This is a genomic window from Gordonia amicalis (assembly GCF_022059885.1).
Lineage (GTDB): Bacteria > Actinomycetota > Actinomycetes > Mycobacteriales > Mycobacteriaceae > Gordonia > Gordonia amicalis.
The window spans coordinates 3,155,727-3,182,007 of sequence record NZ_CP091855.1 but is presented as its reverse complement, the minus strand read 5'-3'; the positions used below and the strand labels follow the sequence as shown (position 1 = coordinate 3,182,007).

Here is a 26,281-nt window from a genome sequence, read left to right as displayed (position 1 = left end):
TGGGTGCTGCGGTGAGTGTTGGCGGTTGCGATCAGAAGTACGTGTTGTCGGGGAGGGTGACGTCGTTGACGACGAGCTCGCCGATGGCACGATTCTTGAACCGAGTCGGATTGTGCGACGCCACGGTCCGGATGTTGCGCCAATGCCGGTCGAGGTTCGCCGACCGCTTCACCGCCGACGCCCCACCGACGTCGAACAGCAGGGCGGCCGCCCGCAGCGCCAGATCGTCGACGACAACCTGTACCTGAGACGCGCGCAGGGCGGCCTCGTGCACGACGCCGTCATCGGTCACGCCGTCGACCACCGTTGCGGGAATCCGGCCCAGGACGTCGGCGGCGTCGAGCACCAGCGACTCCGTGGCGTAGGCGAGGGAGTGGATCTCGCCGACCACCTCGAGCAGCACCGGATCCTCTCGCGGTAGGTCGGCCGAGCCATGGGTGAAGCTGCGTCGTCGACCACGGATGAGTTCAACGGCGTCGTCGGCGACGGCGAGAGCGTTGCCGGCGACGACGGCGTTCAGGTAATGCTGATAGAACGGTCCGAGATGCCAGCGCGGGATCGTGCTGAGGTCCTCCGGCGGGAGAGCGACCTCGTCGGCTTCGACGCGAACGCCCTGGAAACGGGTTGTGCCCGTTCCGGTGAGGGCCTGACCAAATCCGTCCCAGTCGTCCTCGACGGTGATGCCCGCACGGCTCAGCGACAGCAACGCCTGGACCGGGACGCCCTCGGAGGTCACACCCGTGACGAAAGTGTGTTCGGCGTACAGGGTTCCGGTGGAGTAGTACTTCACGCCGTCCAGTCGGTAGCCGTCACCGTCGGGCGTGAACGTCGTCGACTTGGCGAAATCACCGGCGTGCTTGTTGCCGAGTTCGTTGTTGCCGTTGCCGATCAGTTCACCGGCCGCGACCCGCTCCAACCACAGACGGCGCCGGGGCGACTCCGGCCACAGCAGGATGTCCTCGACCGTCCCGAAATGGGCACGCAGCAGGTGGCCCAGATTGGAGTCGGCCTTGCTCAGCCGGATGACGAGGTCGAACAACTCGCGGACGGTCGCACCGCCGCCGCCGTCGGCGACCGGCAGCCGATACGCACCGATCCTCGCCTCTTTCAGCCACGCAACCTGCTCATAAGGGGCGGTGTCGGTGCGTTCGCGCTCGAAGCTGCCTGCGGCGATGCGCTCGAGAAGTGCGTCGAGTTCGGCGGATCCGGGGCGTACCGCGTCGGCCGTCGTCGTGGCGTCGGTGACGGTCATTTCGCTCCCTCGACACGCGCGAGCAGGTCGACGACGCCGTCGGCGATGGCCTGGGGCTGTTCCTCCTGGACGAAGTGGACACCAGCACCCGCGGCGCGAACCTCGAGCGCGGCGATGTTCTCGGCGGCCCAGGACAGGATCTCCGGGGTCAGCAGGAAGCCCGGCTCGAAGGTCAGCAGCAGCTTCGGAACGTCATTGCTGGTCTTCAGCCAGTCGACGCTGCGCTCCAGGAAGTCGACGCTCGAGGCGGGGGTGCCGTCGATGGGCAGGTTGCGCGGGAACTTGATGAGGTGGCCGCGCGACTCGGGGGTCGGGAACGGCGCCAGGTAGACGTCGAGGTCCTCCTGTGCCGGCGGGGTGAGGAAGGCACCGGGTAGCACCTGGGTCAGGAACAGGTTGTCCTCGACGACGAACTTCTCACCGTCGCCGGGCGTCCGGATCAGCTGCTGCGCCTGGACGAACGGTTCGGGCAGGTCCGCTGACGCGATGTCACGGATGACCGGCTCGGCCAGGAGGACGGCCTTGACGCGGCCGGAATGTCGTGCAGCCCAGGAGACTCCGAAGGCGGCGCCGTAGTCCTGCACGACGAGGGTCACATCGCGCAGATCGAGGGCATCGAACCAGGCGTCGAGGTACCGGATGTGGTCGTCGAGTTCGTAGGCGATGTCAGGACGTCCGGAGTCCCCGAATCCGATGAGATCCGGAACGATCAGTCGCCCGCGTCCGGTGAGACGTGTGAACACGTGACGCCAGAGGTATGAGCTGGTGGGGCTGCCGTGCAGGAAGACGATGGGGTTCCCATCGCCGTGCTCGATGTGGTGGATGTGGGAGTCGAGCACCTCGGTGTCGACGCTGCGGGCGTCGGGACCGAAGGCGTCGCGCGGGATGGCGTGGGAGGTCAGTGTCATCGGTATTCCTCTGGACGAACTGGATGGATTTCCAATAGGCCAGAAACTCTACGCATTTCTCACATCCACGAAGGCTGCTGTGAGACAGCAGAACTCTGGACATGCGACCCATACATCCGCCGCACAGAGGACCACGCTGCGTCCGTCCGGACGCCCAGACCGTATGCGAGCAGCGGTGATGCTCCCGGGGAAACGGTCACGGTCCGGCAAGCGACCGGCCGCTCCGGGCGATCGACCCGCCGTGCAAGTCAAAGAATCAGTCGGACTTCAACTCCGGAGCCGGGTTCCGCCGGCCGAGACGATGAGCGATGAGAGCCGCGCCGAAGCCGTGGAGTAGGACACTCGCCAGGACCGTGACCGTCATCGCGTAGAGGGTCTGGTCGGCGACCAGACCGTCGAATTCGTTGAATGCGAGTTGACCGAACACGATCGACGCGGTGCCACGCGGGCCGAGAACGCCGACCAGTAATCGATCGCGACGACCGAGGTCGGTCCGCAGGAGCGCCAGGTACACGGGAACGATCCGCAGGACCGTCAGCGCAGCGATCCCCAGAACGACCAGCTGCCAGACGAATCCGAGCTCGAAGACCAGGACGGCTGCGCAACCGAACACAAACCACATCGTGAGTGCGGCGAGGCCACTGACGTCGTCGGCCAGGCGCAGCTGCTCGTCACCGGGCCCGTCCGCGCGGGCTGCCTTGTAGGCGATACCGCAGATGAACGCCGCCACGAAGCCGTTGCCGCCGAGCTGCACCGAACATCCGTAGGCGAGTATCGGGATGAGGACGAGACTGATCCTGATCGACTGTTCCGTGGCGAGCCCGCGACGCGCCGAGATGTTCGTCAGTCGAGCCGCGACGAATCCGATGACACTGCCCGCCAGCGCGGCCCACAGGGCCGAGGGCACTGCCTGTTCCAGGGCGTCGGCAGGCGAGGAGGCGTGTTTGTGGTCGCCGGCGAGCGTGAGCGCGAAGATGAAGACCGGCGCGATGATCCCGTCGTTGTAGCCGCTTTCGATGTTCAACAGGTGACGCACCCTGGAGGGGATTCGCTGGTCGCGTACCAGCGATGAGACGGGCGTCAGGTCCATCGGGATAACGACACAGGCGATGGCCAGTGCCACACCCACCGACATGGTCGGAAGCAGTGCGAGGCCGAGTAGCGTGGCCGCCGCGATCGACAGGGGCATCGCAATCAGCAACAGGCGGAACGACGTTCGGCGTTCGCCGGCGAAGTAGCCGCCCCGGACCTCGATCGCGTCGACGAACAACAGCAACGCCAGGATCAGCTCGACCGCCGGTTCGGCATCGTCGGTGTCGAGTGCATAGCCGATCGGGTTGCTGGTGGTCAGTCCGATGACCATGCCGGTGATCACCATCAGCAACGCACCCGAGATCCTGACCCGGGACAACCCGCCCGCCACAAACGACCATCCGACGATCACCAGAATGGCGATCAAAGCGGAGGTCATCGACATCGCCCTCGTACCAACACCGACGAATCGTATCCCGACCGCTCTCGGCCATCACGCTCGCGCGGGTCGGTCAGTGACAAGTGCGCACCGAACCACACGATCGAGACGTGACGCACGACAGGCCGTGAAATGCTCTGGAAACCCCCGGACGTGGATAGTCTGGCGCACATGGATTTCGAGGACGTCTTCACCGCCGTCGCCGTCGCCTTCGAGGCGCTCGGCGCGTTGGCGATGATCGTGGGGTTTGTGATCGCCATCGTCCTCGGCGCACGATCGCTCTCCCGCAAGGAGGGCGGCGGCGAGGCCTTCTCGGTGCTACGAACCACACTGGGGTCCGCGATCCTCCTCGGTCTCGAGATCCTGGTCGCCGCGGATCTCATCCGGACGATCACCTCGAAGCCGTCCATCGAGGACGCCGTGATCCTCGGCATCATCGTGGTCATCCGGACGGTGTTGTCGATGTCCATCCAGATCGAGATCGAGGGCACGCTGCCGTGGCGGCGTGCGGTGCTCACCAACGGGGGGCAACTCATGCGCGAGGCGATGGCGCGCGATGCTGCCGCGGCCAGGTCTGCCCGTTCGCAGGCCGAGGAGTAGCCGACCGGTGGAGTGCGGTTGCCTATGCAAACCGTCATAGCGTAGCGTTCGCCGGGTATACCGATCGTCATAATTGCGTCAGGGAGCTTCCCCGTGCCCACACTCGCCGAACTCGTTTCCCGTTTCGATCCGACCTGCGACTTCGTCGTGCCCGTCGAATGGACGCAGGGTCGTACCGCCTACGGAGGCTTGACGGCCGCACTGTCCGTGCACGCAGCGCAGCTGACCGAGGGGGGCCCGCTCCCGCCGCTAAAGTCGGCCCAGTTCCTGCTCAGCGCTCCGGTTGTCGACGCCGCGACGATCACCGCCCGTCGTCTTCGCGAGGGCCGCTCGGCCACGAGTGTCGCGGTGGAGACCGTCAGCGGGGGACAGGTGGCCGCCCACGCGTCGCTGATCTTCGCCGCCCCGCGGCCCAGCGCGATCGCCCACGATTTCGTCGTGATACCCGAGGTTCCGGGCCCGGACGACTGTCAGGCATTCTCGGAGGCGTCCTCGCTCCGGCCGGCGTTCGTGGACAACTTCGACATCCGCAAGGCGGGCGGCGCCGGCCCCATGTCCAACGACGGGCCGCCGCGATTCCTCGCCTGGGTCCGCCACCGTGGCGCCGAGGGGGTCGATCCGGCGACCGCGCTCGTCGCCCTGGCTGACGCGCTGCCGCCCGCGACAACCGCGGTGTTCACCGACTGGGCACCCATCAGCACCATGAGCTGGACATTGCACATCTGCACCGACGAGGTGCCCAAGCCAACGGAGTGGTTGTTACTCGAATCGTCGAGCACGTTCACCCGTGACGGCTACTCGCACCAGTCGATGACGCTCTGGGACAGCGCATCCCGGCCGATCATCCAGGCCTCACAGACGGTCGCGGTGTTCGCCTGACCCGTCAGCCACCGCGGGAGTTCCGCAATTCGCGCCCCTTCTCGATGTACTCCTGGTGGATCTTCTCGTTCTTGTCCGAGACAGTAGTGTCGCGGGGCGGAAGTTGCAGGCGCTCTTCGGCTGCCATGCCCGCCTGGAGCTGTCGACCCCGCTCGAGTTCGGCGTCGAACTCGGCGCCGAACAGCAGGGCCAGATTCGTCAGCCACAACCACAGCAGGAACACGATGACGCCCGCCAGTGCTCCGTAGGTCTTGTTGTAGCTGCCGAAGTTCGACACGTAGAGAGCGAATGCCGCCGACGCCACGATCCAGGTGACGATCGCGAGGACCGCGCCCGCGCTGATCCAGCGGAACTTCGGTTGCTTCACATTCGGTGTGGCCCAATACAAGACCGCGACGATCACCACGACGAACAACAACACCACCGGCCAGCGGACGATGTTCCACACCGTGAGCGCGGTGCTGCCGAAACCGATGGCGTCACCGATGGACCGCGCGATCGGCCCGCTGACGGCAAGCATCAGCGCCACCGCCGCAGCCAGGACGAGGGCCAGGAGCGTCACCAACAGCATGGCGGGCCGCAGTTTCCAGATCGGCCGGCCTTCGTCGACCTCGTACATGCGGTTCATCGCCCGTCCGAACGCACCGACGTACCCCGACGCCGACCACAGGGCGCCCGCGAGACCGAGCACGAGCGCGAGACCGGCACTCGGTGCGGCCACCAGTTGCTCGACGGGCGCGCGGAGGGTGTCCACCGCGTCCGAGGGCCCGAGGTCTTCGACCATCGTCAGCACCGCGTCGACGGTCTTCTCGCCCTGCCCGAAGACACCGAGCAGAGACACCATGGCGAGGAGCGCGGGGAACAACGACAGCACCGAGTAGTAGGTGAGTGCGGCGGCGAGGTCGGTGCACTGATCGCGGGAGAACTCGCGAGCCGTCTTGCGCAGGACGAACATCAGTGACGGTTTCGTCAGGTCGGTGGGCGACTCCGGTTTGCGAGGATCGTCGGGATCGGCACGCTCCGGGTCGTCGCGGACATCGACGTCGCGTACATCGACGTCCCGGTCCGGTTCCTTGGTCTGCTCATCCTTGCTCATACCCCGGTGTAGCCGCGGGGTTCGCGGACCAAACCCTTCATGCCGCGACCAGCGAGGATTGGCGAGGTGGTCGGCGCGCTCAGCCGGCCGAAGCGACCTCACGAGACCGTAACCAGTCGTGGGAAGATCTGCCGCCCACGACGGACTGACCTCAGGCCCGGGCAGCGACCCGACTCACCTCGTCGACGACGCCCTGCAGATCCCCCTGGATGATCCTGGTCAGTGCAGCCGGCGTTTCGTCCTTGAAGCCCGCCAGAACAATGGGTTCCCCAAAGGTCACGCGTGGACGTGCACGGTCGCCGTGGTCCGGGTAGGCGATCCCGGCGGACACCAGCGAGACGTCGACCCCGGCCTTCAGCGCCCGATAGGCGATGTGACCGATGCCGGTGCCGAGTTTCTGCAGACGGGTGACGTCGCCCTCGTTGCAGGTCCCCTCCGGGAAGACCGCGATGCTGTCACCGCGGACCATTCGCTCGACGCAGACGCCGAACATCTGCCGACCGGCCTCAGCCGCCGCCCGGACGCCGTGGTCCTTCGGACGGAACACCGGGATACCGCCCAGGGTGTCGATCTTTCGTCGCTGCTCCGGATCCTCGAAGAGTTCGTCTTTCGCCAACACGCGCAGGTGGCCGATCCGGGGTCGAATGGGGGAGCGGAACCCCGCGGCCGCCAGCACCAGCGGATCGCGCTCGGAGACATGGTTGGCGGCGATCAGTAACGGCTTGCCGCTCCGGACCGCACGAACCAGACGATCGCGGGACGTGAATCGCACCACGGGCCGAATCCTGGCGGCGAGCACCCCGTACATCAGCCTCGCTCGTACGCGGTCCTGCTGGTGATCCAGGTAGTGCGCGTATACGGCTTCAGACTGGGCGAGCTCTACATCCACGTAAGTTACGGTACCGTAGGTTAGCGGCTTCGCCTAACGAACGACGAAAGTCACCCGCGGTCTCGAGCACGAGAAACCGCAGGTGACACGTCCATGAGGCGTCCGGATGGTGATCAGTCCGGCACCACGACGGCCCGCCCGCGGAGCTCATTCGCCGCCAGCCGCCGGTAGGCCTCGAGGCCGTCGTCGAGTGAGAACTTCTCGACCGCCACCTCGAGAACACCGTCCCGCGCCAGATCGAGCACCTCGATCAGCTCATCGCGCGCACCCCAGTACGGTGCGCGCACCGACACCTCATAGGGCTGGGTGAAGAAGCCGACCTTCGCCGCCGCGACACCGTCGCCGATACCGACGATCACCACGTCGCCCATGGTGCCGACGACGCCCATCGCGATGTCGATCGTGGGCTGCAGACCGACGAAGTCGAAGACGGCGGTCGCACCCTCGCCGCCGGTGATCTTGCGGACATTGGCGACGGCGTCGGCGTCACTGAGCACCACCTCGTGGGCGCCGACCTCTCGCGCGAAGGCCAGCTTCTCGTCGTTCACGTCGAGCACGATCACCCGTGAGGGGGTCAGGTGACGAAGCAGTTGGATGCCGACGTGTCCGAGGCCGCCGGCGCCGATGACCACCGCAGTCGTGCCGCCCACCAGCTTCGGAAGGCTCGGTTTGATCGCGTGATACGGCGTGAGTCCGGCGTCGGTGAGCGGTACCGCGGCCACCGGGTCCAGATCGCCGAGGGGAACCAGGTGCCGCCGGTTGTCGACGAGCAGGTACTCGGCCATCGCACCAGGGTTGCCGAGCCCCGGTGGTGCGATACCGAGTTCGCCCGCCCGGCTGCAGTAGTTCTCCAGACCCCGCGAGCAGAAGTGGCAGACGCCGCAGCCCCAGGGCCCGTAGACCGCGACCGATGTGCCTTCGGAGACACCCGTGACGCCGCTGCCGACTTCGGCCACCACGCCCGCGCCCTCGTGACCGAGCGTCATGGGCAGGGGATAGGCGAAACCTTCTTCGGGCAGATTGAGCACGAAGTCGTCCGAATGGCACGCGCCGGCGGCCGTCACCTTCAGCAACACCTGGCCCGGACCCGGCACCGGCTTGTCCACTTCCCGCAATTGCGGGGGCTGACCTGGTTTGACGATCTGAATGGCCTTCATGCGCATACCTTTCGATCCGGGAGAGAGTGACCCGACCTCCGGTCTACTCGGCCAGACGCAACGGCATGTATCTTCCGGCGAACTCAACATGAACTTCTCGACCTGGCGTCGTCGGGTTCACCATCGTCGGGTTCACCATCTGCGGGACGGATTCCGCGCCGCGCAACGGACACACTGCCGGGCCGCGGGAAGAACCTCGAGCCGCTCGGGGTCGATCACCGTGCCGCAGGTCTCACAGCGTCCATACGATCCGCGACCGACACGTTCGAGCGCAGCGTCGATCTCGTCCAGACGAACCCGTGACCGCTCGAGCTGGGCCACCAGCTGGCCTCGCTCGACGGCGAGCGTCGTCCCTTCGGGATCGTGCTCGTCGTCGGAGGCAGCGTCCGCCGTCGCCTCGATGACGGCGGCCAACCGCGCGGACATCGATTCGATGAGCGCCGTCGTTCGGGCGCGTTCGATGATCAGCGATGTCTCCGATTCGGTCGGGTCGGGTCTGTTCACCGTGACCGACCCCAGGCATCACGCATGCACGTCACGTAGACCGACCGCACCGCGCAGACCGGAGCAATTGATGCATCCCACACAACCGATGCAATCGGTGCACCGGATACAACCGACACACCCGACGCAACCGCGGCACAGCAGGCTCGCCACGATGCCGAGGCTTCCGGCGATCCCGAAACTGAGTGCTGTACCCATACTTCCGGCGACGACCGCACTGGCGGCCGTCACCGCCGAACCCGCGACGATCGCACTCGCGACGGTCCCGGCCGAGGAGCTGACGCCTACGCTGGAGGCCGTACCTGCCGAATTGGCGACAGCAGCGCTGGCGACAGTGCCCGCCGAGTTCGCCACCGCAATGCTCGACACCGTCCCGATGGAGCGGGCCACCGCCGTCGAATTCCGCGTCGCCGGCGAGTCGCCGACGCTGGTCTGATCCCTCGTGAGCGTCCACATGACGTCCATGGTCGCGCAACCGGCAGACACGTGAGCCCGTTTCGGCGCGTCGGAGTGTTCCCCGGAACGCTCCTGGACGCTCAGGTCCCGCAGAACGTCTGGAACGACGAGTTGAACTCCTCGGGGGCGGGCGACGTGTACTTCACCCATTCGACGCGGCGCTCGAACGGGTTGGTCACGACGTCGAGCAGTTCCGCGAACAACGCGAGGTCACCGTCGTTCGCGGCCTGCAACGCCTCGTCGACCAGATGATTGCGCGGGATGTAGAGCGGGTTCACGCGGTCCATCGCATCAGCGGTGGCCGCCTCGTCGCGACCGTGTCGGGCCAGGGCTTCGCGCCAGCGCGCGAGCCACGGCGTCGAGGCTTCTCGCGGAAGAAGGATGTCGAGCGGGGTGCTTCGTCCACGGAGTTCCTCCGCAAGCGCCCGGAAGGCACCTGTCCAGTCGGCCCGATGGGCTGCCAGCAGCGTCAGGAGGTCGTCGATCACCTCGTGCTCGACGAAGGTGTCGGCCAGGCCCAGCTTTGCCGACAAACCGTCGTAGAGATGGCGCTCGTAGTGCGCGTCAAAGGTCGACAGCGTTGCCGTCGCGACGGCGATCGCATCGTCCGGCGTCGGACTGATCAGCGTGAGGAGCGTTTCAGCGAAACGTGCGAGGTTCCACTTCAGGACGGCGGGCTGGTTCCCGAAGGCGTAGCGTCCACCGTGGTCGATCGAACTGAACACGGCCGCGGGATCGAAGGCGTCGATGAACGCGCACGGACCGTAGTCGATGGTCTCCCCGGAGATGGTGGTGTTGTCGGTGTTCATCACACCGTGCACGAACCCGACCAGCATCCACTGGGCGACGAGCGCGGCCTGCCGCTCGACCACACCCTCCAGCAACTTCGTGTAGCGGTTCCCGCCGCCGGTTGTGGGCAATTCGGCGAGGTCGGGATAGTGGCGCGCGACTGCATAATCGGCGAGCGGCTGCAGAACACTCCCGTTCCGCGCTGCGAACTCGAAGGTCCCCACGCGCAGGTGGCTCGCCGCGACCCGGGCGAGTACCGCTCCGGGCTCGACGCCGTTGCGATGAATCCCGCGGCCCGTTGCCACCACCGCCAGCGATCGCGTGGTGGGTACGCCGAGTGCATGCATCGCTTCGCTGACCAGGTACTCGCGAAGCATCGGCCCGACCACCGCGAAACCGTCCCCGCCGCGCGAGAACGGCGTCGGCCCCGAGCCTTTCAACTGCAGGTCGACGCGACGGCCCTCGACGTCCACGAGCTCGCCGAGCAGGAGGGCGCGTCCGTCTCCCAGCAGCGGTGCATATCCACCGAACTGATGACCGCTGTACGCCGTCGCCACCGGCTTGACGTCGGCGGGCGAGGCCGCGCCGGAGAGGATCGCTATCCCGTCTTCTGTACGCAGGGAATCGACGTCGAGACCCAACGAGGCCGCGAGCCGGTCGTTGACGACGAGGAGGCGCGGATCGGGGACGTCGGCGCCTCGCCATTCGACGGTGAGAGGCGTCAGTTCGTCGGCGAAAGTGCTCTCGAAGCCGGTGATCGCGTCGGATGTGCGTGCAGGGGAGTCGGTGGCAGCCACTCTTCGAGCGTAACCACTTCGTCGTATCGCCTGGTCACGTCGGCGTCCGGGACGACCTCAGCGTGTGATCACGTTCAGCAGCGACTTCGTCGTCATGCGGTAGAGCCCACCGAACATTCCGTTTCGCGCGAGGGCGGCACGCGCGGCGTTGGCTCCCGGGGCCCCATGAACAGCTCCGCCGGGATGGGCCGACGAGCCGGCGAGAAACAGCCGGTCGATGGGTGTGTCGGCCCGTCCCAGTCCCGGCGTGGGCCGGAAGATCAGCTGTTGATGGATCGCGGTGGTGCCCTGATTGATCGCGCCGCCCACCAGACTCGGATCGTGCTGTTCCAGGTCGACGGGAGTCTGAACGGCGCGCCCGACGACGCGGGAGGTGAACCCCGGAGCATGGCGCGCGATCACGGTTTCGATCCGGTCGGCGAAGCGCTGAGCACGTTCGGCCGTCCATCGGAGGTCTCTGGGGACGTGCGTGTAAGCCCACACGTTCTCGGTTCCCCGGGGAGAACGTGCCGGATCGGCAGTACTCATCTGTCCCAACAGGATGAATGGATCGTCCGGAAGGACTCCGTTGCGCAACTGCGTGTAGTACGTGGCCATTCCATTGATGTCGCAGCCCAGGTGGACGGTTCCCGCGCCGGAGGCGGCCGAGTTCGACCACGGGACGGGACCCGACAGCGCCCAGTCGACCTTCACGGTTCCGTCGTCCCACTGGAACCGCTTCAGATCGTCCGCCATGCGTGACGGGAGATGTTCCTCGCCGATCAGACGGCGATACAGCGTCGGCGCCGGCACATCGGCGAGCACAGCACGCGTTGCCCGCACCTGTTCGCCCTCGGCATCACGCACCCCGACCGCGCGACGCTCCCGCAGGATGACGCCGGTGACCGGTCGGTTGCACTCCACGACTCCTCCGCGGTCGGCCAACCGCGCGACCAGTGCGTCGGTGATCCGGCCGGCACCGCCCTCCGCCACGGGATAGCCCACGGTTTGTCCCAGCATCGTGAGCAACCACCCATACAGGGCACTCCCCGTGACGTCGGGTCCGAGGACGCTGTGAACCGCATTTCCGGCGAGCAGCAATCGAGCTCCATCCCCACTGAACGTCTCCTCCCCGAATCTCCGGACGGGCAACAGGAATCGCCGGATCAGCCGCACCGCCTCGGCCGTGTCGACCGCGCACATCAACGACGTGGCACCGCGGACCGGTGGAAAGGGATGGAGCAGTGAGTCGAGCAACTGCCGCCCGATTCGTTTCCACAGAACGACTTCATCGCGCCAGTTCTGTGCATCGATGGCGGCGAATCGTCCTACGGAGGCAGCTGTACGTTCGACATCTCGAGAGAGCAGCACCGCCTCGTCGTCGGGCAGTATGTGCGCCAGCACATCCGGTGCATGTCGCCAACGTAGTCCGTAGCCCGACAGGCCCAGGCCCTCGACGACCGGTGATGCAATTGCCATGGGGTAGAAGGCACTACAGAGGTCGGTCGGGAACCCGGGCGCGGTGAGTTCGGCGGTTCGCACCGCACCGCCCGGTTCCGCGGTGGCCTCGAGGACGAGCACACTCCAACCCGCATCGGCCAGAAGATTGGCGGCGACGAGCCCGTTGTGTCCGGCTCCGATCACCACCGCGTCGACTGTTCGCATTCCTCCTCAACTCCTGTGCGCCGCGGAAGACGAACTCGCCGATGTTCCCGATCGAGCGCCACGGGCGAGAGCGGCGGCCAGGACTTGGGCGGTGTGCCACGGCGAGACATCCGGCTCGAGGTCTCGGATCTGGGTTCGGCAGCTGAATCCGTCCGCCACCACCAGGGTTTCCGCGCCGGCGTCGCGGATCGCCGGGAGAAGTTTGTCCTCGGCACAGGCGACGGAGACGTCGTAGTGCCCCTGCTCGAACCCGAAATTGCCTGCCAGGCCACAACATCCGGCGTCCAACACCTCGGTGTCCACGCCCGCGGTCTCGAGTGCAGCGCAGTCGGCGGTGTACTTCAACACCGCGTGTTGGTGACAGTGCGGCTGCAGCAGCGCCGAGGCATGAAGATCGGGAGGGGCCCAATCAGGAGCTCTGCCTCGTAGGAGTTCACCGAGTGTCACCGTTTGCTCGGCGCAACGGTGTGCGTCCTCGTCGCCGTACAACAGTTGTGGCAGATCAGCGCGGAACACCGCGGCACAACTCGGCTCGAGTACCACGATCGGCGTACCGGAACGCAGTGCCGGTCCGAGGATGTCCAGTGTCCGGCGCAAGACCCGCTTGGCGGTCGGCAACTGCCCCGTGGAGATCCACGTGAGTCCACAACATGCGAACCGGTCGGGGAGGTGCACTTCGAAGCCGGCGTCTTCGAGGACGGCGACGGCGTCCCGACCGATCTGCGGATCGAAGTTCTCGGTGAAGGTGTCGGGCCAGAGCACGACGCGTCCTCGCGTTGCGCCCCCTGTGGGGCCATCACGGAGTGCGAACCAAGCGCTGAAGCGCTGGTCGGCGAACCGCGGCAATGCGCGTTGCGGGTCGATCCCCCCGGCGGATTTCAGTAGTCGCGACAGGACCGGGGCGTGCGCAACGGAGTTGACGAACCGGGGCGCGGCGCTTGCCATACGCGCCCACACCGGGATCCATCCCATCGAATAATGCGTCCGAGGTCGTGGACGACGTGCATAGAAATGGGAGAGGAACTCGGCCTTGTACGTGGCCATGTCGACATCGACGGGACAGTCGCTCCGGCACCCCTTGCAGGCCAGGCACAAGTCAAGTGCGTCTTTGACTTCCGACGATCTCCACCCGTCGGTGATCACGTCTCCTTCGAGCATCTCGAACAGTAGTCGCGCGCGCCCACGCGTGGAATGTTCCTCTTCTCCGGTGGCACGATAGCTCGGACACATGACCCCGGACTCGTGCCCGCGGCATTTGCCGACTCCGACGCAGCGAGCAGCGGCGTGCGCGAAGCGGTGACTGTCGTCGGGGTAGGAGAAGTGCGTGATCGTTTCAGCAGGTCGGTAGTCGGCGCCCTGTCGCAGATTCTCGTCCAAACGGTTGGGGTGAACGATCTTGCCCGGGTTCATCCTGTTTCCGGGGTCGAACAGTGCCTTGAGTTCCTCGAACGCACGGATCAGGTCTGCGCCGAACATCAGGGGGAGAAGTTCACCCCGAGACTGGCCGTCGCCGTGTTCACCGGACAATGATCCGCCGTAGTCGACGACGAGGTGCGCACTCTCTTCCGCGAACGCGCGGTACTTTGCGATACCGTCCGTCGAGCGCAGATCGAAGGGAATCCGGGTGTGCACGCACCCCTGGCCGAAATGCCCGTACAGCGAGGCGCTTCCGAATCCATACCGGTCGAGCAGACCGCGGAAGTCGCGCAGGTAGTCTCCGAGCCGGTCCGGCGGTACGGCAGCGTCCTCCCAGCCTTCGTGGGTCTCCGGTTCACCGGGCGGGTAGGCGGTGGCACCCAAGCCGGCCTCGCGTGCAGCCCAGATCTGCTTCTTGTGTGTCGCATCATCGAAGATCGCGCCGTGCGCACCGGTGCGTGGACACACGTCTTCGATCAGATCCTTCGCCTTGGCGTCGGCATCGGCGCGGTCGTCACCGTTCATCTGGACCATCAACCAGGCGTTGCCTTCTGGCAGTTGTCGAAGGGCGTCCTCGGCGAGTCGCCGGCTGTGTTCGAGTTGGGCGAGGCGGTGGTCGATGCCTTCCAACGCGGCCGGTCCATGGGAGACGACGAGCGGGACCGCATCGGCGGCCGTGGTGATGTCGTCGAAGCCGAGGAGCACGAGCGCAGAAGCCGCCGGGCGTCGAACCAGCTTCAGTTCTGCACCGAGCACGGTGACCAGGGTGCTCTCACTGCCGACGAGCAGCTGGGCGACGTCGAAGTTCTTCTCGGGCAGCAACGAATCGAGGTTGTAGCCGGAGACACGACGGGGGATGTCCGGGTAGCGTTCGCGGATCTGGTCGGCGTGGTCATCGCGTAGCCGCCGGAGGCCCCGATAGATCTGAGACTTTCGGTCTCCGACCCGGACGATCCTCTCGTAGTCCGTGTCGGGGGTGGCCTGGACCCACATCCGCGTGCCGTCATAGGTGAGCACGTCGAGGCCGAGAACGGAATCGACGGTCTTGCCGTATGCCTGGGCAGTCGAGCCGCACGAGTTGTTACCGATCATTCCGCCGATCGCGCAGCTGACATGAGTGGACGGTTTCGGGCCGAACATCCACCCGGTCTTCTCGAGGGCATTGTTGAGCACATCCAGAGCGATACCGGGTTCGACTGTGACAGTGCCTTTCTCCTCGTTGACGGCATGGATGCGCGTGCAGTACTTGCTCCAGTCGAGCACGACGGCGGTGTTGCAGCACTGACCGGCGAGACTCGTTCCGCCACCGCGGGAGAGCACGGGCACGTCGAAGTCCCGGCACACGGTCACCGCGTCGGCGGCGGCCTCGGGCGTTCTGGGCACGACCACCCCGATCGGCACCTGCCGATAGTTGGACGCATCCGTGGAGTATGCGGCGCGGGACCCGGCGTCGAACCTGACCTCGCCATCGACCCGATCCCGGAGGGCGTCGGCCAGATCGTCGAACAAGAGCGGAGTTCGCGGAGTCGCTCCGGAAGCGTGGTTCTCGGTCACGGGTTTGTCCTCACTATGTGACATCGTCCGGCGTTCTCACCGGACCCGAAAAGGTTCGAGGTCTGCGAACTTGGGTGTCAGGCCATGTCCAGGGGCGTCGTCACTCGGCGTCAGGTAGCCACCGGTCGGGTCGAGCGTGCCGTCGAAGAACGCCGTCTCGATCCGGACATGATCGTGAAACCACTCGAGGTGACGCAGGTTGGGAACTGCGGTGGCGACGTGGACGTGCAGGTGCGGAGCGCAATGGGCGGAGAGATCGAGATTGAAGGTCGCCGCCATCGCGGCCACCCGCAGCCAGTCGGTGATCCCTCCGCACCGGGTGACGTCTGCCTGCAGACAGTCCACGGCACCGGCGCCACACATCTGCCGGAAATACGCAGGCGCATAACCATATTCACCGGCGGCTACATCGGCGTCGACCGCCTCGCGGATCTGATGCAGTCCGTCGAGATCGTCGGAGGACACCGGCTCCTCCAGCCAGCGTACGTCCGCGTCGGCGGCGGCCTGCATCATCCGGATCGCCTGTTTGCGGGTGTATCCGCCGTTGGCGTCGACGAACAGTTCCGCCGCATCGCCGACGACTTCGCGCGCCTGACGGATGCGTCGGAGGTCCCGCTCGGGCTCGGTGCCCCAGCTCTCGGCGATCTTGATCTTCACCCGTGGGATGCGCTGGTCGTGTACCCAGTGTTCGAGCTGTTCGTCGAGTTGGGTGTGGTCGTAGGTGGTGAAGCCTCCGCTGCCGTAGATCGGGACGCGCTCGTGCACCGATCCGAGCAGGCGATGCAGCGGAAGCGAGAGCAGGCGTGCTTTCAGGTCCCACAGGGCCACGTCGACCGCTGACAGTGCACATCCCGCGATTCCCGGTCGGCCCGCGTTGCGCAGCGCACGAATCATCCTCTCGTGGACACCGATTACATCGGCTCCCGATCGCCCGACGATCAGCGGGGCCAGTAGATCCGCGATGACGGGCACGCATGCCGCGGGCGCATAAGTCCATCCCACCCCGACCCCGTCGTCCGTATGTGCCTGCACGAGAACGAGTGTCGTACTGTCCCAAGAAAGTGTCCCGTCCGCTTCGGGCGCGTCGGTGGGAATCGTGTATGCGGCTGCATCGAGTTCGACGACGGTCATCGACGGCTCCGGCTCTGGTGTCATCCGTTCCTGTGGGGCAAGAATTCCTGAGCCTTGGTTCTGATCCCTTTCTTGATGAATCCCCACCGGTCCTCGTCGCCGCCGAGCACCGCAGCGGTCGCCGATGTGAACTGCTCCCACGTGGCGTGCGGTGGGATGGGAGGCATGTTCGGATCGGTGTGGACATCGAGAACGGTGGGACGCGGTGCGGACAGCGCCGCGTCCCAGGCGCCATCGACGTCGTCCGGGTCGCTCACCGTGATCGCGTGAAGACCGAGCGACGAGGCGAAGCCGGCGTAGTCGACATCCGGCAGGTCCTGGGACTCGGTGAACTTCGGGGACCCGGACATCGCGCGCATCTCCCACGTCACCTGGTTGAGATCGTTGTTGTGCAGAATCGCGACGATCAACCGGGGATCGCGCCAGTCCTCCCAGTACCGTTTGATGGTGATCAGCTCCGCCAAGCCGTTCATCTGCATCGCGCCGTCACCGACGAATGCGATCACCGGCCGGTCCGGGTGGGCGAACTTGGCGCCGATCGCGTATGGGACACCGGGCCCCATGGTCGCCAGGGTGCCTGACAGCGAACCCCGCATGCGTCCTCGGAACCGAAGCTGACGCGCATACCAGTTGGCCGACGATCCGGAGTCCGCGGTGACAATGACATCGTCTGGCATCCGGGGCGACAATGCGGCGAACAGCCGCAGCGGGTTGACGGGGTCGGCCGGTACAGCGGCCTCCATCTCCATGGTCTCCCACCACCGGGCGACATCGGATTCGATCTTCGCCTGCCAGGCCCTGTCCTCCTTGCGCTGCAGGTGGGGGATGAGCGCTTCGAGAGCTGTACGAGCATCGGCGACGATGTTGACCTCGTTGGGATAACGCATACCCACGAAGCGGCCGTCGACGTCGATCTGCACGCCGCGGGCCTGATCGAGGTCGGGCAGGAATTGCGTGTAGGGGAAACTCGAGCCGATCGTAAGAAGCGTGTCGCAGTCACGCATCATCTCGTAACTCGGTCGCGTGCCCAGCAGTCCGATCGATCCGGTGACCCAGGGTAGTTCATCGGACAGAACATCCTTGCCCAGAAGCGCTTTCGCGGCACCGGCGCCGAGGAGATCGGCGACCTGTTCCACCTCCGCAGCGGCGCCGCGTGCACCGTTACCGACCAGGAGTGCGACCTTTTCGCCCGCGTTGAGTACCGCGGCGGCTCGTGCGATCGCCTCGTCGTCCGGCGCCACTTTCGGTCGATCGAAGCCCAGACTGGACGGGACCATCTTGAACTCATGTGTCGGTGGCGAGTACTCGAGCTCCTGCACGTCGGCCGGGATGATCAACGCCGTGGGTACCCGCTGGGTGAGTGCGACCCGTATCGCGCGGTCGAGCACGTTGGGCAGCTGCTCGGGAACGGTGACCATCTGTACGTAGTCGCTCGCCACGTCCTTGTAGAGACTCAGCAGATCGATCTCCTGCTGATAGGCGCCACCCATCGCAGAGCGGTTGGTCTGTCCCACGATCGCGACCACGGGGACGTGATCGAGTTTGGCGTCGTAGAGGCCGTTGAGCAGATGGACTGCCCCCGGGCCCGACGTCGCCATACACACACCGAGACGGTCGGTGAACTTGGCGTAGCCGACCGCTTCGAACGCACTCATCTCCTCATGGCGAGACTGAACGAACTGCGGGCGGTTTCCAGCTCGTCCCCAGGCCGCGAGCATGCCGTTGATGCCGTCGCCCGCGTAGGCGAAGACGTGTTCGACGTTCCATTCCCGGAGTCGTTCGAGCAGGAAGTCTGCGACGTTCTTGTCTGCCATCGGTATTTCTCCTCGAAATCACGTGCAGTGTGGTTTCTCCTCGAGTCCATGTGCAGTGCCCATGGTCGTCCACGGAGGCGGAACAATCAACCATGAGCAACCATTGCATTCGATCAATCATTGCGAGTAGCAAGGTAGAGAGGGCGAGACGCCATCCGACACAGTCGTTCCTGGGAGTTCCGAGAGGGAGAACGTGGTCCACGCAATGAGAACGGCCAGCTCAGATGCGGACGTTGCCCCTCATGTGCTCCGCGAGTATGCCTTGGTCGCGGACGGTGAACGAGGAGCGCTGATCGGTCCGCGCGGTGATCTCGCGTGGATGTGCGCACCGCTATGGGGTTCCGAACCCGTTTTCTCCACGCTGCTCGGCGGGCCCGGGATCTACGTCGTCGCACCCGACACGCCCCGGTTCGTGTGGGGCGGTTATTACGAGGACGGGTCGTTGATCTGGCGGAGCCGCTGGGTCGACACGGGGATCGTCGAATGCCGCGAGGCTCTCGCGATGCCTGCCGACCGGCACACGGCAGTGATCCTGCGCCGGATCGTCGCGCTCGACGGACCTGCACCGCTGCGCGTACTCCTCCGAGCGCAACCGGACGAGGGCCGAAGGTCGAGTCCATCGCGCGGCCCCGACGACTCCTGGCACATGCGGGCGGGGCCTCTTCATCTGCGCTGGAGCGGGGCCACGACCGCGGTTCGGTCCCGGTCCGGAATGGAGATGCATCTCGACGTACCTCAGGGACATACCCACGATCTGGTCCTGGAGATCTCCGACCGTCCGCTGGTCGACATCCCGCCGACACCGGATGAACTCTGGGACCGGACCGAACACGCGTGGGCCGGTGCCGTCGCGCCGATCCAAGGCACCCTTGCCGACCGGGACGCACGACACGCGACAGCCGTTCTCACCGGGTTGACAAGCAGCAGTGGGGGAATGGTGGCTGCCGCGACCACCTCGTTACCCGAGAGGGCCGAGCAAGGGCGGAATTACGACTACCGCTACTGCTGGATTCGTGACCAGTGCTATGCGGGTCAGGCGGCGGCCCTGTACGACACGCATCCACTTCTCGACGCATCGGTTCGCTTCGTCGGCGATCGGTTGCTCGCCGACGGCTCGAAGCTGAAGCCCGCGTACACCACGGATGGCGGCGACGTTCCCTCGCAGAGCACAGCCGAGCTTCCGGGCTACCCCGGCGGAAGCGTGGTCGTCGGCAACTGGGTCAACCATCAGTTCCAACTGGACACCTTCGGAGAGGCGTTGTTGTTGTTCGCAGCGGCAGCTCGCCACGACGGCCTCGAATCCTCATCCTGGCGCGCGGTGGAAACCGCCGCCGCTGCCATCGAAGCCCGCTGGCGAGAGCCCGACGCCGGAATCTGGGAGCTCGACACTCGCCGCTGGACACACTCGACCCTGACGTGCGCTGCCGGATTACGCGCCGTGGCCCCTTTCGCACCACACGCACAGTGCGACCGCTGGCTCGACCTCGCCGAAACCCTCGTCGATCACGCCCGTCACCGCTGCACTCATCCATCGGGGCGGTGGCAGCGCGCCCCCGACGACGACCGGGTCGATGCCGCTCTACTGCTGTCGGCGATCAGGGGAGCGATCCCGGCGACGGATCCGTTGAGCCGACGAACACTGGATGCGGTCCGCACCACGCTCAGCAGCGACGGCTATGTCTACCGATTTCGGCACGACGATCGCCCGCTCGCCGAAGCCGAAGGCGCCTTCCTGCTGTGCGGATTTCTCATGGCACTCGCTGATCATCAGCAGGGCAACACATTTCAAGCGGTTCGATGGTTCGAACGGAATCGTGCCGCGTGCGGCCCTCCGGCATTGTTCACCGAGGAATTCGACGTGATCGAACGACAGTTGCGCGGGAATCTACCCCAGGCATTCGTCCACGCGTTGCTACTCGAAACCGCGAGACGACTTGCCCAGCCCTGGGATTCGACAACCTGAGCGCCGCACGGAAAGGACATGCAATGTCATCACCACCCCACCGCCAGATCGTGGTCGTCACCGGCGCGAGCGCGGGCATCGGACGCGCAGTGGCGCGCGCATACGGACATCGTCGAGCAAAGGTCGCGTTGATCGCACGCGGAGAGGTCGGACTCGCAGCGGCCGCACGTGAGGTCGAGGATGCAGGTGGCGAGGCACTCGTCCTGCCCACCGACGTCGCCGACCCTGAGGCGGTCGAAGCCGCCGCTGCGGCAACCGTCGAGCGGTTCGGTCGCATCGACGTGTGGGTCAACGTGGCATTCACCTCGGTATTCGCACCGTTCACCGAGATCAGTCCGGCCGAGTACCGGCGCGTCACCGAGGTCAACTATCTCGGCTTCGTGTACGGCACCATGTCGGCGCTCAAACGGATGCTGCCCGCCGACCGCGGCACCATCGTGCACGTCGGCTCCGCTCTGGCCTATCGAGGTATCCCGCTCCAGAGCGCCTATTGCGGATCAAAACACGCCATCCAGGGATTCCATGAATCGGTCCGGTGCGAACTGTTGCACCGCCACAGCAACGTTCACGTGACCATGGTGCAGATGCCCGCGGTCAACACGCCGCAGTTCTCGTGGGTTCTCTCCCGCCTGCCCCGGCATGCACAACCCGTGCCGCCCATCTATCAACCCGAGGTGGCAGCGCGTGCGGTGCTCCATGCCGCGGATCACCCGAAACGCCGTGAATACTGGGTCGGTGCGAGCACCGCGGCAACTCTCGTCGGCAATGCGCTGGCACCCGGACTGCTCGATCGGTACCTGGCGCGTACCGGCTTCGACTCTCAGCAGACCTCGCGCCCCCGCGATCCCGACCAGCCGGCGAACCTCTGGGAGCCGGCGGACGGCCCGGACGGAAGCGACTTCGGCGCGCACGGGGTGTTCGACCGACGCGCCAAGAACTCGAGTGCTCAGACCGTCCTGTCTCGTCACCATGGGGTCGCGGGTGGCGCGGCCGCGGTCGCCTCGCTGACTGTTGCGTTACTGGCCAGGCGATCGCGCGCCCTCAGGTGATACCCGGTTACGCCGAAGGCTGCGTTCACGGGTGCAGCGGCCACACCAGGGTCAGGGAATCGTCAGTGGTCGGCTCTCCCGCCGCGACGGCGAAGGCATCGAACGCGACGGTCAGTTCGTCACGCTGCGTTGCACTCAGCTTCTTGAGCACCGCGGCGATGGCCTCACGTCGATGATCGGTGACGGTCTGCACGAGGTCGGCGCCGTCGGCGGTCACCGTCACCGCCAGTCTGCGTCGATCCTCAGGGGCATCACGCCGGTCCAGCAGGCCTGCCTTCATCAACCTGTCCACACTTCGACTGGCGCTGGAGGGATCGACGTCGAGTTCGTCGGCGATGACTGCGAGACTGAGCGGACCCCGGGTGGCGACCAATGTGAGGATCCGCAGCTGAGGAATGCTGACCCGATCCTCCACCTCCGCGACCGAGGCAGCGGCGATCCCGATCAGTGCACGAGAAGCCCACATCACCGCATCGACCTGCTTGTCGAACTTCTTGCGCGATCGGCGCCGAGGTGGGGCAGACGTGGAGTCCATCGAGCCATCTTCTGTCATTCCATGCTGTTGATCAAGCATTGCACGCTGCATGAATAGATGGCGGTTGCCGATGTGACCGCTCAGGCCGCGACGGTGGCACCGCAGATGCCACACGCCTCGAATTGCCGACGACCCCAGCGCGCCACCGGGATGAAGAAGAGCGTGAATTGGCTGTACTCCCGCATCCTGGCCCATTGGGTGGTGTTGTGGCATCGCGGGCAGGTCCGCGTCTGTCCCGCACCGAGATGTTGTTGCCTGCGACCGAATCCGAAAAGGAAGAACACGTTGCCATCGTGCCAGAAGGAGGACGTGGCGACCGTTTCCACCACCACTGGTCCCGAACCGGCGGCTTCGCCGTTCAGAAGTTCCATGCCACAACTGCTTCCCGGAGACCAGCAGCATGGTCCGAGACGCCTTAGGCTTGGGCTCGCCGAATATCAACAGAGGGGACCAACACCGATGGACAGGACGGTGATCGTGACCGGCGGCGCCGGCGGGATGGGACTGGCCACCGCCAGGATCATGGGTCGCGACCACGACGTGGTGCTCACCGACGTCAGAGAGGATCCGCTGGCCTCCGCCGTGGCCGATCTCGAGTCGAGCGGGATCCGCGCTCGGTACGTCGTCGCCGACATCACCGACCGCGGATCCGTGGAGGCCCTCTTCGCGACCTCCGCCGCCTCCGCGCCCGTACGCGCGGTGGTGCACGCGGCCGGGGTGAGTCCACAGATGGGGTCGGCGGAGAAGATCATCAAGATCAACGCCGTCGGGACCATCAACGTCACCGAGGCGTCCCTTGCCGTCGCCGGCGAGGGATTCGCCCTCGTCAACGTCGCGTCCATCGCCGGGCACATGCTGCCGTCGGTCATGGTGCCGCGGCGCACCTACCGGCTGGCGACGCGCGACGTCGAGGAGTTCACCCGCAAGATGATCGCGAACGCATCCCGCGGTCCGGCCAGGATGCATCCCGGTTCGGCCTATTCGCTGAGCAAGAACTTCGTCATCCGTTACTCGGCGGACCGAGCCGGTGCGTTCGGTGCTCGAGGTGCCCGCATATTGTCCGTCTCGCCGGGATCGTTCGACACCGAGATGGGCCGGCTCGAGGAGAAGAGCGGGTCGGCCAGACTGTTGGAGTTCGCCGCACTCAAACGATTCGGCCGCCCGGACGAGATCGCGGAACTGCTGGCCTTCTGCGCCGGCGACAAACCGGGCTATCTCACCGGCACCGACATCCTGTGCGACGGCGGCACCAAGGCAGGACTGGGCATCAAAGGCATGCTGGCAATGGCCCGCGGCGCCTGAGTCCAGACCTCCACCCGCGTATGGCGCACCTGCCGACGAGTTGATCGACCGCTTCGATGGGCCTGGTACCCGTCCGCTTCGGCTGGGGGTGTCCTCTTCGCACGCGTGTGCGAAGATGGTCGGTGTGAGTTCGCATCGAAGGCCGGGACTGACTCCCGACGATCTGGAATCTCTCTCCGCGGCGCTCGCCGCAGGCAAGCGGGCCACCGTGTACCTACGCGATCCGATGCCGTCGCTGGGGCTCGACGCGGGCGCATCGGCACGTGTCGTGTCGATCGACGGATCCACGGTGATGGTGAGCCCCAAGGGCGTCGACGACCAGCTACCGTTCGAGGCCGACGAGTTGCAGAAGACCCGAGCGGCGACCTCTGCTTCCTCTGCGCGTCAGCGAGCTGCCAGGGCGACACCGGCGCCTAATCCCGGGCAGCCACCGAAACCCGTACAGGCGCCGAAACCCGTTGCGCAGAAACCGAAGGCGGAGTCACCCCAGGCACCTGCGGTGCGCGCCGAACACTCATCGCGCACTGAACCGGAAACGGACACGGTGAAGCCGAGACCCGTCCCGCCCAAGGCACCCAGACGCCCGAAGACCGCGTCGGTGGTGAGCGTCACCGTGGCATCGGCGGGCGAGAGCACGTGGACGGTGTCCGTCTCGCACGGCAGCAGGAAGGGCAAGGCAACCGAGGTGACCGCAGACCGGGTGGCTCGTGCGATGCGCGAACTGGGTGACGAGACGGCGGTCGCGGCAGTCGACGGCGTGATCGAGTCCGCGCGTGCCGCGGCTCAGGAGCGGATCGATGAGCTCACCCGCGAGTTGGAGAGCGCGCGGGCTGCTCTGGCCCATCTCGACGGAGAGTCCACGGACGACTGACGCGATCAGCCGGCTGGTGGGGCGAAGAACTCCAGCGCGATGTTGTCCGGGTCGCGAAAAGAGATTCCCGACCCGTAGTGCGCGTGTTTGATTCCGCTGTGCTCGATTCCAGCCTCGTCGAGGCGTGCGACCCAGTCCTCGAGTTCGGATTGCGTGCAGGCGAACGCGATATGGTCCAGTCCCGCGTTCAGTTCGCTGAACGGATGCGTACCGCCAGAATTCGTGGTGTGGGTGTGGAGGCCGAACAGTGTTCCACCGCCGAGCGCGAAGACCGTGTGGTGGAAATTGCCGGACTCTTCGTCTTCGTCCAGAACAGGCTGGGCGTCGAACAATTTCTGGTACCACACAGTGCTGGCGTCGAGATCGCTGACCGTGATCGCGACGTGGGTGAGTGCAGGAAAGTTCGGCATCGTCGCCTTCTCCTGACCTTGCAAGGTTGGGTTTTCGGTTGAGGGACAGCCGGTTCCACGGCGACCTGCGCGAGACCGGAGGTCGTCGGGGACAGCGCGCCGATGAGCGGATCAAGAGACGCAACGCGTCGATCAGTATATCGCCGGCCTCGAATAGGGATCCCGGCTCTGTGATTCGTGGCGCTACCCGGCCCGTCTGGTGAACACTCGACACATGAGCCGCAAGAGGTCTGCTGTCGTAGTCGGTGCCGCCACCACAGCGGCGGCCGTTGTCGTTCGAGATCTGTTTCAGCGCGAGCACTCGTTGCTGCGCAACTTCCCGCTCATCGGGCACGCGCGCTACTGGATCGAGACGTTCGGACCCGAGTTACGTCAATACATCGTCGCCGCCAACGACGAAGAGCGTCCGTTCACCCGCGATCAACGCCGGTGGATCTACTCCTCGTCCAAGAAAGAGAACAACTACTTCGGGTTCGGCACCGACAACGACGTCGAGTTCACGACCGGATTCCCGGTGATCAAACATCGGACGTTCAGCCAGTCGTCTGCGCCGGCTTCGGCACCCGAGGCCGGCCACGAGGTGGTTCTGCCCTGCGCGAAGGTGGTCGGCGCAGCACGTGGACGACCGGGTGCGTTTCGTCCGACGTCGGTTGTCAACATCTCCGGGATGAGCTTCGGAGCCCTGTCCGGGAACGCCATCGAGGCACTCAATCGCGGGGCCGCCATGACCGGCGCGCTCCACAACACCGGCGAGGGCGGGATCTCGCCCTATCACCGTCACGGTGGGGACCTGGTCTTCCAGATCGGCACCGCCTATTTCGGCTGCCGAGACGCCGACGGTCGTTTCGACCTCGCCCGCCTGAAAGCCGTCGTCGCCGAAGCTCCGGTACGCGCGCTCGAGATCAAACTCAGCCAGGGCGCCAAGCCCAATCTGGGTGGGTTGCTTCCCGGCCCCAAGGTGACTGCGGAGATCGCAGAGGCGCGCGGCGTCACGGCGGGACGTGATTGCGTGAGTCCATCACGGCACGCCGAATTCTCCGACGCCGACAGCATGCTCGACTGGGTCGAACTTCTCGCCGCCGAAACGGGGCTGCCGGTGGGCATCAAATCCGCGGTCGGAGACCTCGACTCGTGGCATCAGATCGCCGACCTGATGGCGACGACCGACCGCGGAGTCGACTTCGTCACCATCGACGGAGGAGAAGGCGGCACGGGTGCAGCACCGTTGCTCTTCGCCGACACCGTCTCGCTCCCGTTCTTCCTCGCGTTCAGCAGGGTCTACCGGATTTTTGCCGAGCGGAACCTTCATCAGCAGATCACGTTCATCGGGAGCGGCAAGCTCGGCCTACCCGACAACGCCGTCCAGGCCTTCGCACTCGGATGCGACATGGTCAGCGTCGCCCGCGAGGCGATGCTGTCCGTCGGGTGTATCCAGTCCCAGAAATGCCACACCGACACCTGCCCGACGGGTGTCGCCACGCAGAACAGCTGGCTCACAAGGGGATTGGCGCCCGACGACAAGGCGCCCCGAGCAGCGAACTACATCACGACGCTACGCCGGGACCTGGCCAGGGTCGCGCAGGCCTGCGGCGTCGACCACCCGGGACTCATCACCACCGAGTCGGTGGAGATCCTGGACGGGCGGCGGAGCTCCAGACCGATGACCGAGGTGTACGGGTATTCGCCGGGTATGGGTCTTCCGTCGGACGCCGACTGTGCGGAGATCGCACGTCTGATGAGCGATCAACGCCAGGGCGGTTCGGCTCCACCTTCGGCGACGAGCGCGAGCTGAGG

The 26,281-nt window shown here is 65.9% G+C and carries 23 protein-coding genes; 8 read left to right on the top strand and 15 right to left on the bottom strand.

What is annotated here, in order from left to right; genetic code table 11:
* Positions 1–31 precede the first annotated feature (31 nt).
* The 3 genes from IHQ52_RS14600 to IHQ52_RS14590 all read right to left on the bottom strand — a co-directional run bounded on the left by IHQ52_RS14600 (position 32) and on the right by IHQ52_RS14590 (position 3,631).
* Positions 32–1,252 carry an acyl-CoA dehydrogenase family protein gene (locus IHQ52_RS14600; protein WP_024499263.1) on the bottom strand — a complete coding sequence of 407 codons (1,221 nt, stop codon included), beginning with the start codon at positions 1,250–1,252 and terminating at the stop codon, positions 32–34.
* Complete coding sequence (locus IHQ52_RS14595; protein WP_024499264.1) at positions 1,249–2,160, bottom strand: haloalkane dehalogenase; 912 nt, start codon at positions 2,158–2,160, stop codon at positions 1,249–1,251. The genes IHQ52_RS14600 and IHQ52_RS14595 overlap by 4 nt, the downstream gene beginning before the upstream one ends.
* Before the next feature lie 256 nt (positions 2,161–2,416).
* Positions 2,417–3,631, bottom strand: coding sequence for a cation:proton antiporter (locus IHQ52_RS14590; protein WP_024499265.1), 1,215 nt, complete (start codon positions 3,629–3,631; stop codon positions 2,417–2,419).
* A gap of 171 nt (positions 3,632–3,802) precedes the next feature.
* Here IHQ52_RS14590 and IHQ52_RS14585 point away from each other — a divergent pair, with 171 nt between their 5' ends.
* Complete coding sequence (locus IHQ52_RS14585; RefSeq protein WP_024499266.1) at positions 3,803–4,231, top strand: DUF1622 domain-containing protein; 429 nt, start codon at positions 3,803–3,805, stop codon at positions 4,229–4,231.
* Positions 4,232–4,324: 93 nt separating this feature from the next.
* Positions 4,325–5,110, top strand: a complete 786-nt coding sequence (locus tag IHQ52_RS14580) for a thioesterase family protein (protein ID WP_024499267.1) — start codon at positions 4,325–4,327, stop codon at positions 5,108–5,110.
* Between the two features lie 4 nt (positions 5,111–5,114).
* Here IHQ52_RS14580 and IHQ52_RS14575 read toward each other — a convergent pair whose 3' ends face one another.
* The 4 genes from IHQ52_RS14575 to IHQ52_RS14560 all read right to left on the bottom strand — a co-directional run bounded on the left by IHQ52_RS14575 (position 5,115) and on the right by IHQ52_RS14560 (position 8,756).
* The gene (locus IHQ52_RS14575) at positions 5,115–6,206 is read right to left on the bottom strand and encodes a YihY/virulence factor BrkB family protein (RefSeq protein WP_024499268.1); all 1,092 of its coding nucleotides are present in this window, start codon (positions 6,204–6,206) and stop codon (positions 5,115–5,117) included.
* Between the two features lie 151 nt (positions 6,207–6,357).
* Entirely contained in the window at positions 6,358–7,095 is a 738-nt protein-coding gene (locus tag IHQ52_RS14570) for a 1-acyl-sn-glycerol-3-phosphate acyltransferase (protein ID WP_024499269.1), read from the bottom strand.
* 113 nt (positions 7,096–7,208) lie between these two features.
* A complete protein-coding gene (locus IHQ52_RS14565; protein ID WP_024499270.1) occupies positions 7,209–8,252 on the bottom strand; it encodes an NAD(P)-dependent alcohol dehydrogenase in 1,044 nt (347 codons plus the stop codon).
* 132 nt (positions 8,253–8,384) lie between these two features.
* Positions 8,385–8,756, bottom strand: a complete 372-nt coding sequence (locus IHQ52_RS14560) for a TraR/DksA family transcriptional regulator (RefSeq protein ID WP_006435605.1) — start codon at positions 8,754–8,756, stop codon at positions 8,385–8,387.
* Positions 8,757–8,910: 154 nt separating this feature from the next.
* Between IHQ52_RS14560 and IHQ52_RS23700 the strand changes: the two genes are divergently transcribed.
* The gene (locus IHQ52_RS23700) at positions 8,911–9,192 is read left to right on the top strand and encodes a hypothetical protein (protein ID WP_024499271.1); all 282 of its coding nucleotides are present in this window, start codon (positions 8,911–8,913) and stop codon (positions 9,190–9,192) included.
* Between the two features lie 100 nt (positions 9,193–9,292).
* Here IHQ52_RS23700 and IHQ52_RS14550 read toward each other — a convergent pair whose 3' ends face one another.
* From IHQ52_RS14550 to IHQ52_RS14530, 5 genes are read right to left on the bottom strand one after another with little or no spacing between them, the layout of a single operon-like run.
* A complete protein-coding gene (locus tag IHQ52_RS14550; RefSeq protein WP_024499272.1) occupies positions 9,293–10,798 on the bottom strand; it encodes a protein adenylyltransferase SelO in 1,506 nt (501 codons plus the stop codon).
* A gap of 57 nt (positions 10,799–10,855) precedes the next feature.
* Positions 10,856–12,442: a phytoene desaturase family protein gene (locus tag IHQ52_RS14545; RefSeq protein WP_024499273.1), complete on the bottom strand. Its 1,587-nt coding sequence runs from the start codon at positions 12,440–12,442 to the stop codon at positions 10,856–10,858.
* A gap of 6 nt (positions 12,443–12,448) precedes the next feature.
* Complete coding sequence (locus IHQ52_RS14540) at positions 12,449–15,436, bottom strand: FAD-binding and (Fe-S)-binding domain-containing protein (RefSeq protein WP_081712455.1); 2,988 nt, start codon at positions 15,434–15,436, stop codon at positions 12,449–12,451.
* Positions 15,437–15,448: 12 nt separating this feature from the next.
* Positions 15,449–16,567 carry an enolase C-terminal domain-like protein gene (locus tag IHQ52_RS14535; RefSeq protein WP_024499275.1) on the bottom strand — a complete coding sequence of 373 codons (1,119 nt, stop codon included), beginning with the start codon at positions 16,565–16,567 and terminating at the stop codon, positions 15,449–15,451.
* On the bottom strand, positions 16,564–18,357 hold the full coding sequence (locus tag IHQ52_RS14530) for a thiamine pyrophosphate-requiring protein (RefSeq protein ID WP_096274049.1): 1,794 nt from the start codon (positions 18,355–18,357) through the stop codon (positions 16,564–16,566). The genes IHQ52_RS14535 and IHQ52_RS14530 overlap by 4 nt, the downstream gene beginning before the upstream one ends.
* A gap of 205 nt (positions 18,358–18,562) precedes the next feature.
* On the opposite strand from IHQ52_RS14530, the gene IHQ52_RS14525 reads away from it, so the two are divergent.
* A complete protein-coding gene (locus tag IHQ52_RS14525) occupies positions 18,563–20,320 on the top strand; it encodes a glycoside hydrolase family 15 protein (RefSeq protein ID WP_024499277.1) in 1,758 nt (585 codons plus the stop codon).
* A gap of 23 nt (positions 20,321–20,343) precedes the next feature.
* The gene (locus IHQ52_RS14520; protein ID WP_024499278.1) at positions 20,344–21,369 is read left to right on the top strand and encodes an SDR family oxidoreductase; all 1,026 of its coding nucleotides are present in this window, start codon (positions 20,344–20,346) and stop codon (positions 21,367–21,369) included.
* A 25-nt stretch (positions 21,370–21,394) separates the two neighbouring features.
* On the opposite strand, the gene IHQ52_RS14515 is transcribed toward IHQ52_RS14520, so the two are convergent.
* A complete protein-coding gene (locus IHQ52_RS14515; RefSeq protein ID WP_024499279.1) occupies positions 21,395–21,904 on the bottom strand; it encodes a MarR family winged helix-turn-helix transcriptional regulator in 510 nt (169 codons plus the stop codon).
* Positions 21,905–21,984: 80 nt separating this feature from the next.
* Positions 21,985–22,188 carry a zinc-ribbon domain-containing protein gene (locus tag IHQ52_RS14510; protein WP_024499280.1) on the bottom strand — a complete coding sequence of 68 codons (204 nt, stop codon included), beginning with the start codon at positions 22,186–22,188 and terminating at the stop codon, positions 21,985–21,987.
* A 175-nt stretch (positions 22,189–22,363) separates the two neighbouring features.
* Here IHQ52_RS14510 and IHQ52_RS14505 point away from each other — a divergent pair, with 175 nt between their 5' ends.
* Positions 22,364–23,206 carry an SDR family oxidoreductase gene (locus IHQ52_RS14505; protein WP_024499281.1) on the top strand — a complete coding sequence of 281 codons (843 nt, stop codon included), beginning with the start codon at positions 22,364–22,366 and terminating at the stop codon, positions 23,204–23,206.
* 115 nt (positions 23,207–23,321) lie between these two features.
* Positions 23,322–24,077 carry a DUF6319 family protein gene (locus IHQ52_RS14500; protein ID WP_024499282.1) on the top strand — a complete coding sequence of 252 codons (756 nt, stop codon included), beginning with the start codon at positions 23,322–23,324 and terminating at the stop codon, positions 24,075–24,077.
* Between the two features lie 5 nt (positions 24,078–24,082).
* Here IHQ52_RS14500 and IHQ52_RS14495 read toward each other — a convergent pair whose 3' ends face one another.
* Complete coding sequence (locus tag IHQ52_RS14495) at positions 24,083–24,487, bottom strand: VOC family protein (protein WP_024499283.1); 405 nt, start codon at positions 24,485–24,487, stop codon at positions 24,083–24,085.
* A gap of 214 nt (positions 24,488–24,701) precedes the next feature.
* Here IHQ52_RS14495 and IHQ52_RS14490 point away from each other — a divergent pair, with 214 nt between their 5' ends.
* Positions 24,702–26,279, top strand: a complete 1,578-nt coding sequence (locus IHQ52_RS14490; RefSeq protein ID WP_024499284.1) for an FMN-binding glutamate synthase family protein — start codon at positions 24,702–24,704, stop codon at positions 26,277–26,279.
* The last annotated feature ends 2 nt before the right edge of the window (positions 26,280–26,281 follow it).